The organism is Vibrio sp. 2033, from assembly GCF_033339735.1.
This window is the reverse complement of record NZ_JAWOVC010000004.1, coordinates 128030-143496: the sequence shown is the minus strand read 5'-3', so window position 1 is coordinate 143496 and position 15467 is coordinate 128030. Positions and strand designations below refer to the sequence as shown.

General features: G+C 45.9%; 11 protein-coding genes. 6 read left to right on the top strand and 5 right to left on the bottom strand.

What is annotated here, in order from left to right:
* Positions 1 to 77: 77 nt before the first annotated feature.
* Together R7P74_RS08210 and R7P74_RS08205 are read right to left on the bottom strand one after the other, a co-directional pair.
* Positions 78 to 353 (bottom strand): hypothetical protein, encoded by a 276-nt coding sequence (locus R7P74_RS08210; RefSeq protein WP_005379716.1) that lies wholly within the window; start codon positions 351 to 353, stop codon positions 78 to 80.
* A 223-nt stretch (positions 354 to 576) separates the two neighbouring features.
* The gene (locus tag R7P74_RS08205; RefSeq protein WP_318122799.1) at positions 577 to 1296 is read right to left on the bottom strand and encodes an SIMPL domain-containing protein; all 720 of its coding nucleotides are present in this window, start codon (positions 1294 to 1296) and stop codon (positions 577 to 579) included.
* A gap of 233 nt (positions 1297 to 1529) precedes the next feature.
* On the opposite strand from R7P74_RS08205, the gene R7P74_RS08200 reads away from it, so the two are divergent.
* From R7P74_RS08200 to dhaR, 5 genes are all read left to right on the top strand, one after another.
* Positions 1530 to 3293: a lysophospholipid acyltransferase family protein gene (locus R7P74_RS08200; protein ID WP_239945575.1), complete on the top strand. Its 1764-nt coding sequence runs from the start codon at positions 1530 to 1532 to the stop codon at positions 3291 to 3293.
* Between the two features lie 595 nt (positions 3294 to 3888).
* The gene (locus R7P74_RS08195; RefSeq protein WP_225473417.1) at positions 3889 to 5841 is read left to right on the top strand and encodes a PTS mannitol transporter subunit IICBA; all 1953 of its coding nucleotides are present in this window, start codon (positions 3889 to 3891) and stop codon (positions 5839 to 5841) included.
* A gap of 111 nt (positions 5842 to 5952) precedes the next feature.
* Complete coding sequence (locus R7P74_RS08190) at positions 5953 to 7101, top strand: mannitol-1-phosphate 5-dehydrogenase (RefSeq protein ID WP_318122798.1); 1149 nt, start codon at positions 5953 to 5955, stop codon at positions 7099 to 7101.
* A gap of 86 nt (positions 7102 to 7187) precedes the next feature.
* Positions 7188 to 7718, top strand: a complete 531-nt coding sequence (locus R7P74_RS08185) for an MltR family transcriptional regulator (protein ID WP_005379708.1) — start codon at positions 7188 to 7190, stop codon at positions 7716 to 7718.
* A gap of 145 nt (positions 7719 to 7863) precedes the next feature.
* A complete protein-coding gene (gene dhaR / locus R7P74_RS08180; protein WP_318122797.1) occupies positions 7864 to 9789 on the top strand; it encodes a dihydroxyacetone kinase operon transcriptional regulator DhaR in 1926 nt (641 codons plus the stop codon).
* Between the two features lie 78 nt (positions 9790 to 9867).
* Here dhaR and ptsP read toward each other — a convergent pair whose 3' ends face one another.
* The 3 genes from ptsP to dhaK are packed head-to-tail and all read right to left on the bottom strand — an operon-like array spanning position 9868 to position 13978.
* Complete coding sequence (gene ptsP / locus R7P74_RS08175; protein WP_318122796.1) at positions 9868 to 12267, bottom strand: phosphoenolpyruvate--protein phosphotransferase; 2400 nt, start codon at positions 12265 to 12267, stop codon at positions 9868 to 9870.
* Between the two features lies 1 nt (position 12268).
* Positions 12269 to 12904: a dihydroxyacetone kinase subunit DhaL gene (gene dhaL, locus R7P74_RS08170; protein ID WP_262637903.1), complete on the bottom strand. Its 636-nt coding sequence runs from the start codon at positions 12902 to 12904 to the stop codon at positions 12269 to 12271.
* A 15-nt stretch (positions 12905 to 12919) separates the two neighbouring features.
* Positions 12920 to 13978 (bottom strand): dihydroxyacetone kinase subunit DhaK, encoded by a 1059-nt coding sequence (dhaK, locus tag R7P74_RS08165; protein ID WP_213903652.1) that lies wholly within the window; start codon positions 13976 to 13978, stop codon positions 12920 to 12922.
* Positions 13979 to 14331: 353 nt separating this feature from the next.
* Between dhaK and R7P74_RS08160 the strand changes: the two genes are divergently transcribed.
* Complete coding sequence (locus R7P74_RS08160; protein WP_005487429.1) at positions 14332 to 15414, top strand: glycerol dehydrogenase; 1083 nt, start codon at positions 14332 to 14334, stop codon at positions 15412 to 15414.
* The last annotated feature ends 53 nt before the right edge of the window (positions 15415 to 15467 follow it).

The following is a 15467-nucleotide window of genomic DNA, read 5'->3' as shown; positions in this document are numbered from 1 at the left end:
TTTTGCTCCACGAATCAGATAGAAAAGAGGCTAATGTTTTCTCATAGCCTCTTCTTTTCATTACTCACTAAATCGACTCATTGTCGACTTTCAGCCTCTAACTTCATTGCCAAATAAGCTTGGTCAGCAGAAACCAATTCAGGACGGTTAATCAACTTCCAGAGGAAGTATGGTGGGATTAAAAATACGATGAAGTAGAGAGATTCATGGAAGAAAACATCGGCTATCGTTTGCTGATGCTCCCAAAGTGCCGTCAGTGCGAAGAGCTCTAACATCACGCCTAATACGCCAAAGACGACAGAGACAACAATCGCTAAACCCAGTAGTTCTCTAACAAAGTGCTTGTATGCCATGATACTAATTCCTTCTAGCAATAAGTCATACTAACTTACGCTCATAAGAAACAAGTGAGCTTGATTATTATCAAACTCACCTCATCACTGTTAAGAACTTAGTTTTATAAAAAAGTACTTGTATATAGCGTCAGCGAAGACTGACTTCCCTATCACAGAGCATAGATACCTCTACAAACAGAGGGTGATGGAACGACCAACTATTGGCTATATGAGCGCAACTTTAATCAGATAAGTAATATTGAACCGTCGATACCACTCGGACTTTTTTAATGTAAGGCGTGTTGCTGTCTCGGTCATAAATCGAGAACTGCCCTTGAGTTGCACGTTTGATCTTACCCAGTGAACTCTGTGAGTCTTTCGCAAATTTCTCAGCCACTTCACGCGCATTCTTAGTCGCTTCTTCGATCATGTCTGGCTTCACATCATTCAGCTTAGTAAAGCTGTACTCAACACGATTTTCATAAGGATCTTGGTTAAGCAAAACGCCTTGTTTTCCTAGCTCACCTATTTCATTGATTGCCGCTCGAACAACATCAACACTCTGGCTGTAAACCGTAACGGTTCGCGAGGCCAAATAACGATACTCAATGTCTTGCTCGCTCCCATATTGCTGTGCTTTTCTGTCAATGACCGCAGGGGAAGAAAGGGAAACGCTGGTTTCAGGAAGCCCTTTGGCACTTAGAAAGTCCAAAATCAAACGGGTTTGCTGGTCAATTTCATCAAACATGGCTCCCATATCATTACTCGCTAGAGTAAATTGAATCGGCCAAATCACCGTATCAGCAGGATACTCACGCTCCGACAAACCTTTTACTGTCACGACTCTTTCATAGGCTCGGTATTTCACCGCCGTCTGCTGCATAAAATAGCCAAGGATGCCAAGACCAAGTATCAAACTTAGCCCAATCCAAAGTGCTGCTTTATTGGAAACTCGTTCCATTATTTCCCCCTGATAAATATCAACTTAGCTTAATCTTTGTTCTAGATAAGATAGCCTATCTATTGTTTTAAGAGGGAGACATAACGCGAGTTTTGATTCATAGCACAGTGATATACCGTTTTCTTTAGTCAATAAAGCTTCATTGGTTTGTCACCAAAGGCTCATGCTTTTGCCTCTTAACTGTCATCTGTAATTTCTACTATCCAATCAGCAACTTGTACGCTGAGGTAAATATGGATAGTTCAACCCCTTTTCGTCTCCCTCGTAAAACGCCGTTTGGCATTGGTGAAAACGTTGCTGAATGGGCAACCGGTTTAAACCAACTTGATAAGTTCTACGCCCAACGCCCCGTTAATGCCGATACCAAAACTTTTCTCCGCTTCACGCTGGATATCTTAGGTATCGATTATCGCATTGCTCATGGTTCACTCGACTCAGTACCTAAACAAGGTGCTACCGTCATTGTGGCGAACCATCCGCTTGGTTGTGTGGAAGGCGTCATCTTGGCCGAACTCTTGTTGATGGTACGAGACGATATCCAAATTCTAGCCAATCAATACCTGAAAACCGTGCCGGAGTTAGATCAGCTCTTCATTGGTGTCGATGTGTTTGAAGGCAAAGACGCCGTCAAATCGAATATGAAGGCCCTCAGAGCGGCTAATAAACACCTAGCAAGTGGCGGCTTATTGCTTGTCTTTCCTGCCGGTGAGGTTTCCCAGTTAGTCGATGCCAAACAGCAACGCTTGGAAGATAAAGCGTGGAGTCGAAGCGTAAGTAGCCTAATCCGCAAAAACAAAGCAACGACAGTTCCAGTATTCATCAGTGGTCAGAACTCGAAACGCTTCTATATGGCAGGGAAAATCCATCCACTTTTGCGTACCCTAATGCTCGGGCGGGAGCTACTGAACAAACATGCACAAACCATCAACTTGTCTTTTGGCCAAGCGATTAAATTCAAAGAGCTCAACACACTTAACGATGATCAAGTGGTGAACTATTTGCGGCTCAACACTTACTTGCTCAATCGTGAACCCCATTCAGTGAAGCCTTCTTCTTCATCAGAAATGCTCTCTCCAATAGCGGCAGGGTTACCCGTAGGCGAATTGCTTGAAGAGCTGAACGGCTTACCAAAAGAGTCCAAGCTGCTAACAAGTGGTGAGTTCGATGTCTACTGCACGGAGTCGCAGAATATCCCTTCCCTACTGCATGAAATTGGTCGCCTACGTGAGCTCAATTTTCGACAAGTTGGCGAAGGGACGGGACTAGCAATAGACATTGACCATTTCGATCATGATTACCTGCATCTGTTTGTGTGGGACAGAGAGAACCAATGCTTGGTGGGCGCGTATCGTTTAGGTCTGGTTGATCAACTGATTCAAAAGCGCGGCGTAGCAGGTCTGTATTCACGAACGTTGTTTAACTATGACCAACGCTTTATCGACCAAATGGGTAAATCCATTGAGATGGGGCGCTCTGTGATTGCACAGCAATATCAAAAGAGCATGAGCGCGCTACTGCTGCTGTGGAAAGGCATCGCAACGTTCGTTCATCAAAACCCAGATTACACTCACCTATTTGGTCCGGTAAGCATTAGCAACGATTATAGCGATACTGCACGTCAATTACTGGCTCAATCAATGACACTGCACCACTACGACAACAATTGCGCAGAGTACGTCACACCTTCTAACCCACTTCCTGAGCACCACCGTGACTGGAACACCAGCATGCTCACTGCTCTGGGTGATTTACAGCTATTGTCACGTGTCATTGCCAGAATCGATGAAGGGAAAGGAGTGCCCGTTTTGCTGCGTCAGTACTTAAGCCTCAATGGCAAGCTGGTATGCTTCAACGTCGACCCTGCATTCAATAACGCTCTAGATGGATTGATTATGGTGGATTTGCGCGATGTTCAAGAAAAGACGTTGGCAAGGTATATGGGACGCGAGCAAGCTCATGACTACCTCGTCTATCATACTAATAGCAACGATGATTAAGAACAGTGATTAAGTAGAGAGTTGGGAATCACAAGAAGAACCGTGTGGCGACTCTCTTTATTTACTCTTTCATCAACTAATTAGGCGTACTCCGTGAAGTGCGCCGAAAAGAATCTTATAGATACAATCTATCGAAAGATCTAGATAGCATTTATCTCACCAATTCCGTCACAAACTTTCACAAAAAACAAAAACAGATCCAAGTCACACTTTAAATCCACCACAACTCAACACAAAACGTGACATTGATCATTACAAGTATTTAATTCGAATTTCAAAAAAAATTAAAAGCGATCAAAGTCACAAGGTATTTTAATTTTAAATTTGTCAGAAGATCGGATTGATCACTAAGATTTTCATTGACAGATTTGAAAGTGGTTTTTTGTTATTAAGTTACAAGTTAATAAGTTGAACTTGGTCACTTAAAAACCGTTTCTCAGCCTAAGAAATGCGGGCGTAGATCACAAAAAACCCGTTGTCAGTTCCAATTGGAAAATGTGTGGTAAATTGATTGGGTACTAAGCAATCAAACAAACGGTTTTGGCGAACCGTTTACTACAACAAGATTCATCAGAACATCGAACGGGGAATTGTTATGATATCACCAGATGCCAAGATCAAGATACAAAATTTTGGTCGTTTTCTGTCAAACATGGTAATGCCAAACATCGGCGCGTTTATCGCGTGGGGCTTTATCACTGCTCTATTTATCCCAACTGGATGGCTACCAAACGAAACGTTAGCCTCTATGGTTGGCCCAATGATTACCTACTTGCTGCCACTACTTATCGGTTACACCGGTGGTAAATTAGTTGGTGGCGATCGTGGTGCGGTAGTCGGTGCAATCACAACAATGGGTGTGATTGTCGGCACAGACATCCCAATGTTTATGGGGGCAATGATGGTCGGCCCAATGGGCGGCTGGGCTATCAAGAAATTCGATAACTACATCGATGGTAAAGTAAAAAGTGGCTTCGAGATGTTGGTTAACAACTTCTCTGCGGGCATCATCGGCATGCTATGTGCGATCCTTGCCTTCATCTTTATCGGTCCATTCGTAAAAATTCTTTCTGGTGGCTTGGCGGCTGGCGTTAACTTCCTAGTTTCTGCTCACCTACTACCACTGACTTCAATCTTCGTTGAACCTGCGAAGATCCTGTTCCTAAACAATGCGATCAACCACGGTATTTTCTCTCCACTGGGTATCCAACAAGCGTCTGAGACAGGTCAATCTATCTTCTTCCTAATCGAAGCGAACCCAGGTCCTGGTCTAGGTATCTTGCTGGCTTACATGGTGTTTGGTAAAGGAACGGCTCGTCAAACTGCCGGTGGTGCATCAATCATCCACTTCTTCGGCGGTATCCACGAAATTTACTTCCCATACATTCTAATGAACCCTCGCCTAATCCTAGCAGCTATTGCAGGTGGTATGACTGGCGTATTCGTTCTAACAATGTTTAACGCAGGTATCGTTTCTCCAGCATCACCAGGTTCAATCTTTGCAATCTTGTTGATGACTCAGAAAGGCTCAATCGTTGGTGTTCTAGCGTCTATCGCAGCAGCAACAGGCGTGTCATTCGCCGTAGCAGCACTGCTAATGAAGACTCAAACGTCAACAGAAGAAGACGGTGATGAAGCAGCACTAGAAAAAGCAACATCACAAATGAAAGACATGAAATCTGCATCTAAAAACGATGCGGTGGTAAACAACCAAAGCAAAGGTGACGTAGACCTAGCGACAGTACAAAGCATCATTGTCGCTTGTGATGCGGGCATGGGCTCGAGTGCAATGGGCGCGAGCATGCTACGCAAAAAGGTTCAAGACGCAGGTCTGAACATCCACGTAACCAACCTTGCCATTAACAGCTTACCAGAGAGTGCAGATATCGTGATTACTCATAAAGACTTAACGGATCGTGCACGTAAGCATGCTCCAAACGCACACCACATTTCATTGACTAACTTCCTAGACAGCGAGATGTACAACCAGCTAGTCACCAAACTACTAGCAGCACAAAACCAATCCGCAGCCAATGACGACCAAATGGTAAAAGTGTCGCTCGTGGCAGCAAACGACGACAACTTCGAACCACAGCAAACGTCGGTGTTCCAAATCCAGCGTGAAAATATTCACCTAGGTTTGAAAGCTGCCAACAAAGAAGAAGCGATTCGCTTCGCGGGCAACAAGTTGGTCGAACTTGGCTACGCAGAACCAGAATACGTAGACGCGATGTTTGAGCGTGAAGCATTGGTTCCAACTTACCTAGGCGAATCTATCGCAGTGCCTCACGGCACGGTAGAAGCGAAAGACCGCGTGAAGAAAACCGGCATTGTAATCTGCCAATACCCATCGGGTATCCAATTTACTGAAGACGACGATGATGTAGCGAAACTGGTTATCGGCATTGCCGCTAAGAACGATGAGCACATCCAGGTGATCACCACCATTACGAACGCGCTCGATGAGCCGGAGGCAATTGAGAAGCTAACCAGCACCAACGATGTGGAAGAGATTCTAAACATCCTTGGCGGTCAACAAGCGGCTTAATTACCCCTTTAATTTGCTCCTGAGGCAAATGAGGTCAGCTGTCACCCCCTATGCGGTTGGCCTCCCCCTAGTTTCGTAAGTCAACATTTTAGACATTGGTAGGTAAGAATTATGAAAAACGCAGTTCATTTTGGCGCAGGTAACATTGGTCGTGGCTTCATCGGAAAACTCTTAGCAGATGCAGAAGTCGAGGTCACATTTGCAGACGTTGACGCTCCACTCGTCGACCAACTGAGTCACAAGCAAGAATACAAAGTAAAAGTGGTCGGTACTGAGTGCCAAATCGACACAGTAACTCACGTCACCGCGGTAAACTCAGCCAGTAAAGATGTCATTGACCGCATTGTAAAAACCGACTTGGTCACAACAGCGGTTGGCCCTAACGTACTGGACATCATTGCAAAAACCATCGCTACCGGCATTGCTAAGCGCTTTGCAGTAGGTAACGATAAGCCATTGAACATCATCGCGTGTGAAAACATGGTTCGTGGCACCACACACCTAAAAGGTGAAGTGTACAAACACTTGGATGAATCATTGCACGCGAAAGCAGACGAATTGGTTGGCTTTGTCGATTCAGCGGTAGACCGCATCGTGCCACCAGCAGAAGCAGCGAACGATGACCCACTAGAAGTGACGGTAGAGAGCTTTAGCGAATGGATTGTGGATGAGCAGCAATTCAAGGGCGAAATCCCTGACATAGCTGGCATGGAAAGAACCAACAACCTAATGGCATTCGTAGAACGCAAGCTATTCACTCTCAATACAGGCCACTGCATTACCGCTTACCTAGGTTGCTTGAAAGGCCATCGCACCATTCGTGAAGCAATTGAAGACCCTAGCATTCACGCTGAAGTAAAACAGGCGATGCAAGAGAGTGGTGAAGTGCTGATCAAACGCTACGGCTTCGACCGTGACATGCACAACGCCTACATCGAGAAGATTTTAGGACGCTTTGCCAACCCATACTTAGTGGATGAGGTGGATCGCGTAGGTCGTCAACCAATTCGAAAATTGGGTGCAAACGATAGATTAGTGAAGCCTTTACTCGGTACAATTGAGTATGGCACTGAAAATCAAACACTTTTGAAAGGCATTGCCGCTACGTTGAAGTACACTAACGACACTGACCCACAAGCCGTAGAGCTACAAAACTCATTAAAAGAAGTGGGAGTGAAGAAGACGCTAGCGACATACACAGGTCTTGCAGAAGACAGCGATGAAGTGGCTCAAATCGAGACACTTTACAACCAACTTTGATTTACCTAGGGGAGCTCGGCTCCCCTTCTATGTCCTTCTCTGCTTGAAGAGTTGGGATAGCTAATAATTAGAAATGTATTCAGTATATGGCAGATAACATCAACGAAACCGAGATCATTGAGCGATTAAACAGCGCACCATCGGTACGAGGCTTTTTCATTGCAGCAGTCGACGTTTTTAACGATTCGATCGACGGGTTGGTGCAAAGAATCTTTCGTAAAGATAACTTCGCTGTTCAATCAGTTGTCGGTCCGCTGCTACAAGACTCTGGACCGCTGGGCGATCTGTCTGTTCGTTTGAAGTTATTGTTTGGCTTGGGAGTGCTCCCCGATGACATTTACCACGACATCGAAGACATCATCAAACTCAAAAACCAACTCAATAGTGACGCTTCAGATTACGAATTCACTGACCCGAATATTCTAGAACCAATTAAGAAACTGCACTTGGTGAAGAAAATGGGCATGGTACAACTGGAAGTCAGCGAACCAGATGACGACATCGACCTTGAGTTTTATCAGCTACAACTGCAACGTCAACAACAAATCATTAAGTCAGGGCTCTCACTTGCCATTGTCGAGATTTGCAATGAGCTCGGCAAAGACAGCCCTTTTTAATCGAAAAACTGGCACGGAAGCCTCCTCAACTCGCCCCTCTTTTTGCACATTCTTCTATACAACGTGCGTGAAAGCCATCACAGTCCATATTCCGATGTCTCTGTAACATCAGACCAATCTATCGCTAGTATTGAAACGGTATCGCATGCTTTCAATCGAAGACACTAAAACTAAGTGGGAGTTTTTCCAGAAACACCACTGGGTATCTCCAGAATTTTCCCGCACTCCCGTCCTCGAGTCGTGGGAGCGTTGCATAAAGCAATGCAGCCCTTACACCTGGTCAAAACCACATATTGCCTCTGGATTTACCTTCTCATCTCTAATGAAGCGCAATGAACATCTCATCGAATGCGCCACGACCGTACTTGAAGATACGTACGATATGCTTGGTGACGAAGACCTGGTATTGATGGTAACCGATGGCAACGGCTGTATTCTCTCCACCGTCGGGCACGACTCTATGCGACAAGAGATGCAAGCACTCGGCATAAAACAAGGCTGCTTTCTCTCCGAAGGAAAGATAGGCACAAATGCAGTCAATCTCTGTATCAATACTCATATCCCGTGTGAAGTTTTTGCTGCCGAACATTTCAATCGCCGCTTGCACTCTTATGCCTCTGTAGCGGCGCCTGTTTTCGACCAATTTGGCAAATTACGCGGTACAACATGCCTTTTCAGAAAAGCGGAAAGCTATAAGAAAGAAGACTTAGTCATCATCGCGTCGAGCGCGAAAGAAGTCAGCTTGCAAATCCACATTCAGTCGGAACAAGAAAACATGAACCGCCTCACTTGTGCGCATAACGCAACGTTAGAGTGCATGGATGACGGCCTTCTGGCCTGGGATGAAGAGAGCCGTATAACCATGGTAAATCACCAGTCCGAGCGCTTGTTAAACATTGAAGCCAGTCAGGTCTTGGATAAAGAAGTCTTTTCTGTTTTGCGCTTCCCACCGAATGTCCTTACTAGTATTGAGTCAGGTGCGAGCATAAACCGTAAACTCACAACGGTAGAGGTTCGTGGCGAGTTTGTTGAAGCGATCATCACCTTGCGTCCACTCAACGACGGCACACACTTATTGTTCTTGCACCCTATCGATAAAATTCGCGAACTTGCTCAACAACAAATAGGTGGCAGTGCGCGCTATACGTTCAGCACTTTGCCTGTCATTTCACGAAAAATGAAGCATGTCATTACCGTGGCAAAACGGGCCATAAAGTCCAAATCACCGATTCTAATTACAGGTGAAGAAGGTGTAGGAAAAGCCACTCTCGCCATGGCGATTCATAACGAAAGCACCTACAAAGAAGGGCCATTCATTACGCTCAACTGTCGCTCTATCAATACAGAGCAACTGGTCAAAGAAACCCTAGGCTACGACGAAGGACAAGGCATGCCTTCTAAGTTTGAACTCGCCCATGGCGGTACGCTCTTTTTAGAGAAGGTGGAATATCTGTCGCCCGATTTACAAGCCGTGTTACTTAAGTTGTTAAAAACTGGGCTCGTCAGCCGCAGCGACAGTTTGCGATTGATCCCCGTAGACTTTCAACTTATTACGAGCACCGCTTCAGAGATCAGCGAGTATGTCACTCAGCGCTCATTTGGTCGGCAACTTTATTATGAAATCTCCTCGAACGAGCTGCATATTCCGCCACTACGAAAGCGTAAAGAAGACATTGAATTTCTCGTCCAGCAGCTTATCAGCCATTATGAACGCCGCCACAATGTGACGATCTCGATAGAGCCAGTCGCACTGGAAGCGTTGATGAATTTTCGTTGGTCAGGCAACAACTCTGAATTAAGAAACCGAACTGAGCGAATTTTGCTGAACCGCAGTTCCAACTTAATCAAGCTGAACGATATTCCTGAAGACATTAAACTGAATTCTCGCCATACCGCAGAAAATACGCCAGTAATCACGTTAGAAGAAGCCGAGAGAAGAGCGATTGTTCAGGCTTGGAATCAGTGTGATGGCAAAATGCATGATATGGCGAAAGCATTGCAAATTGGCCGCACGACCTTATGGAGAAAAATTAATAAGTTTGGGCTGCAGGAGCAAAGGAAGCTGTATTAAGCCAAGAAGTGGCGTTCCTACAAAAAGTAAAACCGGCGTAAGCACGCCGGTACAGATGTACTAACGATAAGATATCGACTAAACATCGACAGACAGCTGACGAATCTGCGCTTTTAGTCCCGGGAGCATACTCGAACTGGCGCTGAATTTTCGCAACCCCACGCGAAGCAATGTTTCTGTGGCATTTGGATCGCCAGCCATCTCACCACACATACTAACCGGTATGCCCGCGCGATCGCCTGCTGCACACGTGAGCTCAATGGCTTTTAGTACCGATGGTTCAAAGTAGTTCACCAATTCAGCAACAGCGGCGTTACCTCGATCGGCAGCCATAACATATTGAGTCAAATCATTGGTGCCAATAGAGAAAAAGTCGACTTCTTGGGCTAACGCATCAGCATTTAATACCGCGGCGGGTACTTCAATCATAATACCGACAGGCAAATGAGTCGCATCCAAGCCAAGTTGGTTTGCTTGATGTGCCAACAGCGCTTTTACTTTTCTCACTTCTTCAACCTGAGCCACCATCGGTATCATCAATTGAATATTCGGTTGCTCGTGAAAAGCTCTCAGAATGGCTCGAAGTTGGGCGGTAAACAATGACTCATGTTGAAGGCACAACCGTACCCCTCTCAGACCTAAAAATGGATTATCTTCCGCTGGCATAGGATAAGCGGCTAAAGGCTTATCACCGCCAACATCTAGACTACGAATCGTAAGTGGCTTATCACCAAGTGCGGCGGCAATATCACGATACACTTGGTACTGCGCTTCCTCAGTCGGCAACTCATCACTGTTTTGAAATAGAAACTCAGTCCGAAATAGACCAACGCCCTCAGCTCCTGATGTTAGTGCATCATCAATATCTTTCGGTCCACCAATATTGGCGAATACTGGAATATGGACACCATCACAGGTGACTGCGGCTTGCTGAGCACTCGCTAGTGCACTTTGTCGGGTGCTTTGCCACTCAATTTGTTGCGCTTCTAATTCCTGTTGTATGGCATCTGAAGGAGAGAACCATAAATGCCCTCGAAAGCCATCAATAGTCACCACTTGCCCAGCACGCACAGTATCAAGACAACCCTGAGCTTTAACCATGGCAGGAATCCCCATCGCACGAGCAAGAATCGCACTGTGAGAGGTTTTCCCTCCTTCACTCAAACAGATACCAAGCACTTTCGATTTATCAAGCCCAGCCACATCAGAAGGCATAAGGTCACGGGCCAACAAAATACTCGGTTCCTGAATGTCGATGGCATTAGGCGTTACGCCTGTCATTTCAACCATAACTTGCCGTGCGATATCATGCACATCAGCTTCGCGCTCCCGCATGTACTGGCTTTCAGCCTGGCGAAACTCGTCGGCTAACGTTTGCAGTGATTCTATCCAAGCTTGCTCGGCTATCATGCCCGTTTGAATTCGCGACTCGACCGATGCCCATAATTCTGGGTCACAGAGCATCATGCTATGAGCAGAAAATATTTCCCCTTTCGGCTGCTTCGCTTGCTCCTGCAAATGTTGAACAACCACGCCTATCGCACGCTTAACCCGTTCAATTTCATCTTGTTCACTTTGGAAATCACGTTCAGGCACTGCTGGCATTTCATGAGTAAAAAAGACAACTGGAGCAGTAGCGATACCGTCATTGACTCGAATACCAACAACAGCACCTTCAATCTGATTTGAGGCCATGCCATCGAGTAAAGTATCCGAGCTTTCTTCAGGTTCGACAATGCCTTGCTCAACCGCCTCTTTTTCTCCGAAGTGCTCACTAGCTAAGGCTTCAAATGCCTTGATTGCTTCACTGGATTGAGGTCCAAGTGCGCATAAGGTGATCGTCTCTTGACTACGAACGCCAAGTTTCGCAATGCTGTTCAAGCTTTTCGCGTTCACACGGCGCTCGCCTTTTTTCAACCATAATTGGCAGTCGAAAGGCGCGAGTGCACCAACAATGGCCGCAGCGGGACGAGCATGTAATCCATGCGGATTTTGCACTACCCAATCAAATGTCCGTTCTTGCTCAAAGTTTTCTGATACTGGCGCTATCTCAGCGGATGTTAGTGGCTGATCACCAAGATGCTCTCGTTTTACGCTTAACGCATTCTGTGCCTCTTCGACTACCGTCGATAAAGGTAGCCCGGCAGCAGCTGCGACCGACGCCGCCATGGTCCCTTCAACAATAGGTGCCGAGATAAGGGTGACATTTTCCCTCACATGATCATCAATCAGATCCAGAGCCATTTCCGTGCTAAGCAACGCGCTGCCAAGATCCATCAACACAACAACCCCTTGTTGATCTTGTACCTGCTCAATCGCTTCCATCACGGCAATGGCATCGGTTCCGATCGGGTTCTCTGGATCATCAATCCCAGCAGCAATCGCAAGCTTGGCTTTGCCTTGCGTCATTTGGGTGGCAAGTTCTGCCACCCCTTCTGCAAGTCGACGACTATGAGATACAACTACAATTCCCACCATCTTAATTACCTGCTATTGCCTGCTGTAGTGCTTTAATCATTAACAAAGAAGAGGTTGCACCGGGGTCTTGGTGGCCAATACTACGTTCACCTAAATAGCTTGCTCGCCCTTTTTTCGCCAACATTTCAATCGTGGCAACCGCGCTCGTTTCTGCTAGCTCAACCATTTCATTCAGTAAGTGATCGGCGCTCATACCATTTTCTAACAACGCCTTCACGCTAACTAAAACGGGTAACCAAACATCACACATGGTTTTATCACCCAGTTCCGCTTTACCACGAGACACCACGCCATCCACACCGCTTTTTAGTGCATCCACCAACTCTTCAAACGTTAATTGCTCTCGAGTTCCGACAGCGGCGGCCGTGCGAATAAACAGCGTGCCATACAGAGGGCCACTTGCCCCACCGACACTAGAAAGCAAGGTCATGCCCGTATTCTTGAGAATGCTGCCGATATTTTGGTCCGCAAATTGCGGCAGTTTTTCAGCAACTTTTTTAAAGCCACGGTTCATATTGAGACCATGGTCTGCGTCACCAATATCACGATCAAGGTCGGTCAGAAAATCTTGATTCTCTTGATACGTTTTTGCACATAACTCTAACCAGTGAACGATATGTTGTTTTTCAATTTGCATGTTTGCTCCCCCCTCTTACCACTTGATCGCGGCCGTATCGACAGGAGCATCAAACAGCTCCAACATCTCTTTGTCTGCCTTCAGCAACGTAATCGAAACGCCTTCCATATCGAGTGACGTACAGAAGTTACCAACCATATTACGCACGATATGGAACCCTGCTTGCTCGCAGTTATGAGCCAGACGGCGGTACACTCCGTAAAGCTCTGAAGTTGGCGTACCACCCATACCATTCACCATCACGATGTAGTCGTGTTCAGCGGCGAAAGGCTCAATGCTGGATTCCACTTCATCCCATTCACCTTCGTCACGATTCCAAATACGCAATGTGCGCTGATAAGGTGTGTTTTCAGCAACTTCAGCAAACATTTCATCCACTAACGTATCGACATCGGTGTATTTCACTCGCTTGATACCTGGTTCACCATGGATACCAACACCAAACTCCACTTCATCATCTTCCAGAACAAAAGATGGTTTACCTGCTGCGGGTACAACACAAGCATTAAGCGCCACGCCAAATGAACGACAGTGGTTATTAACGCGACGAGCCAGCGCTTCACATTGCTCCAACGAATAACCTTTGTTCGCGGCAGCCCCAACTAACTTTTCAACCAATACCGTTCCAGCAACGCCACGGCGACCAGCGGTGTATAGGCTGTCTTTGACTGCAACATCGTCATCCACCAACACCGACCCAACTTTGATACCATCGGTATGAAGCAGCTCCACAGCCGTTTCAAAGTTCAACACATCACCGGTGTAGTTTTTAATGATAAACAGCACGCCCTCACCGGTATTCACTTGGTTGCCACATTCGTACATTTGATCAGGCGTAGGTGAAGTAAATACCTCTCCTGGGCAGGCGCCTGTCAGCATGCCTTTACCAATAAAACCTGCGTGCAAAGGTTCATGACCACAGCCACCACCAGAAACCAGTGCCACTTGCCCCGGAGTTTCCTCATGCCACATGTAACGAGGTTCGTAGTTCGCTTTTAGCTCAGGGCGGGACAATGCCAGACCTTCCATTTGCTGCAATACAACATCATCAACTTGGTTAATTAACTTTTTCATCGTTCTATCTCATTCCATTTATATTTTTATGTAGGGTATGAATTCATCTTAAACAGAGAAAAAGCGTGCTCAACAAAAATCAATCTGTTTCATATTGAAACAAAAACTTCGGCATTTTTGTTTCAATATGAAACGTAAAACGACAAATTGTCCTGAATAGTGATCGTCGCCATAAAGCATGCTGATGCTTATTACTTCTGACAGTCGGTTTGACACAGAGGTCATAAAAGCATGGAACAAAACCAGAGATATCCTTCACCACTTACCACACCAAACCTAATATAAACCTTATCCCTACAATGGATATTCATTGCAGTCCAAAACACACATAAAAAAGGTTAAAGGTTTGAATTATGGACAAAATTATTATCAGCCCAAGCAAATACGTCCAAGGTGAACAAGTACTTACATCTATCGCTCACTATGTGAAAACATTGGGTGAACGTCCGTTAGTAATTGCCGATGAGTTCGTGACTAACCTGGTTGGTGATGACGTCAAGCAAAGCTTTGCTGACGAAAAGCTTCCACTCACTATGAACATTTTTGGTGGCGAATGTTCGCGCGTTGAGATTGAACGCATCACGGACATTTGTGCGACTCAAAAACATGATGTCATTGTCGGTATTGGTGGCGGTAAAACGTTAGATACAGCAAAGGCCGTTGCGTTTTACACCAAAATTCCTGTCGTGGTGGTTCCTACGATTGCCTCGACTGATGCGCCAACCTCTGCTCTTGCGGTGATATACACACCAGAAGGTGAATTTGCGGAATACTTGATGATCCCTAAAAACCCAGACATGGTCATCATGGATACATCAGTCATCGCCAAAGCCCCTGTTCGCCTACTGGTATCGGGGATGGGTGACGCGCTTTCCACCTACTTTGAAGCCAGAGCCAACATGACCTCTGGTAAGGCAACAATGGCTGGTGGTTTAGCGACACGTTCAGCGCAAGCTCTTGCGAAACTTTGCTATGAAACCTTGCTTGAAGATGGTTTAAAAGCAAAAGCTGCGGTAGAAAATGGTGTGAGCACCAAAGCGGTAGAAAATATTATTGAAGCCAATACATACCTAAGCGGTATCGGTTTTGAAAGCAGTGGCCTGGCAGGTGCTCACGCTATTCATAACGGCCTAACTAAGCTTGAAGAGTGTCATCATCTCTATCATGGTGAGAAAGTCGCGTTCGGCACACTTGTTCAATTGGTGCTAGAAAACGCAGCGATGGAAGAGATTAATACGGTTCTCGCCTTCTGCCGCTCTGTAGGTCTACCAACCAACTTATTTGATATGGGCGTTAAAGAGCTTAATCACGCTAAGTTGCGCGAGGTCGCCGAAGCTTCAACGGCCGAGGGAGAAACCATCCACAATATGCCATTCCCAGTGACGGCAGAAAATGTCTACTCTGCAATTCTAACCGCTCACCAGTTGGGTCAATAACTCACCCCCTTAAAGTGGGCTTAAATAAAAAAGCGGCACATACTCTCGCATGT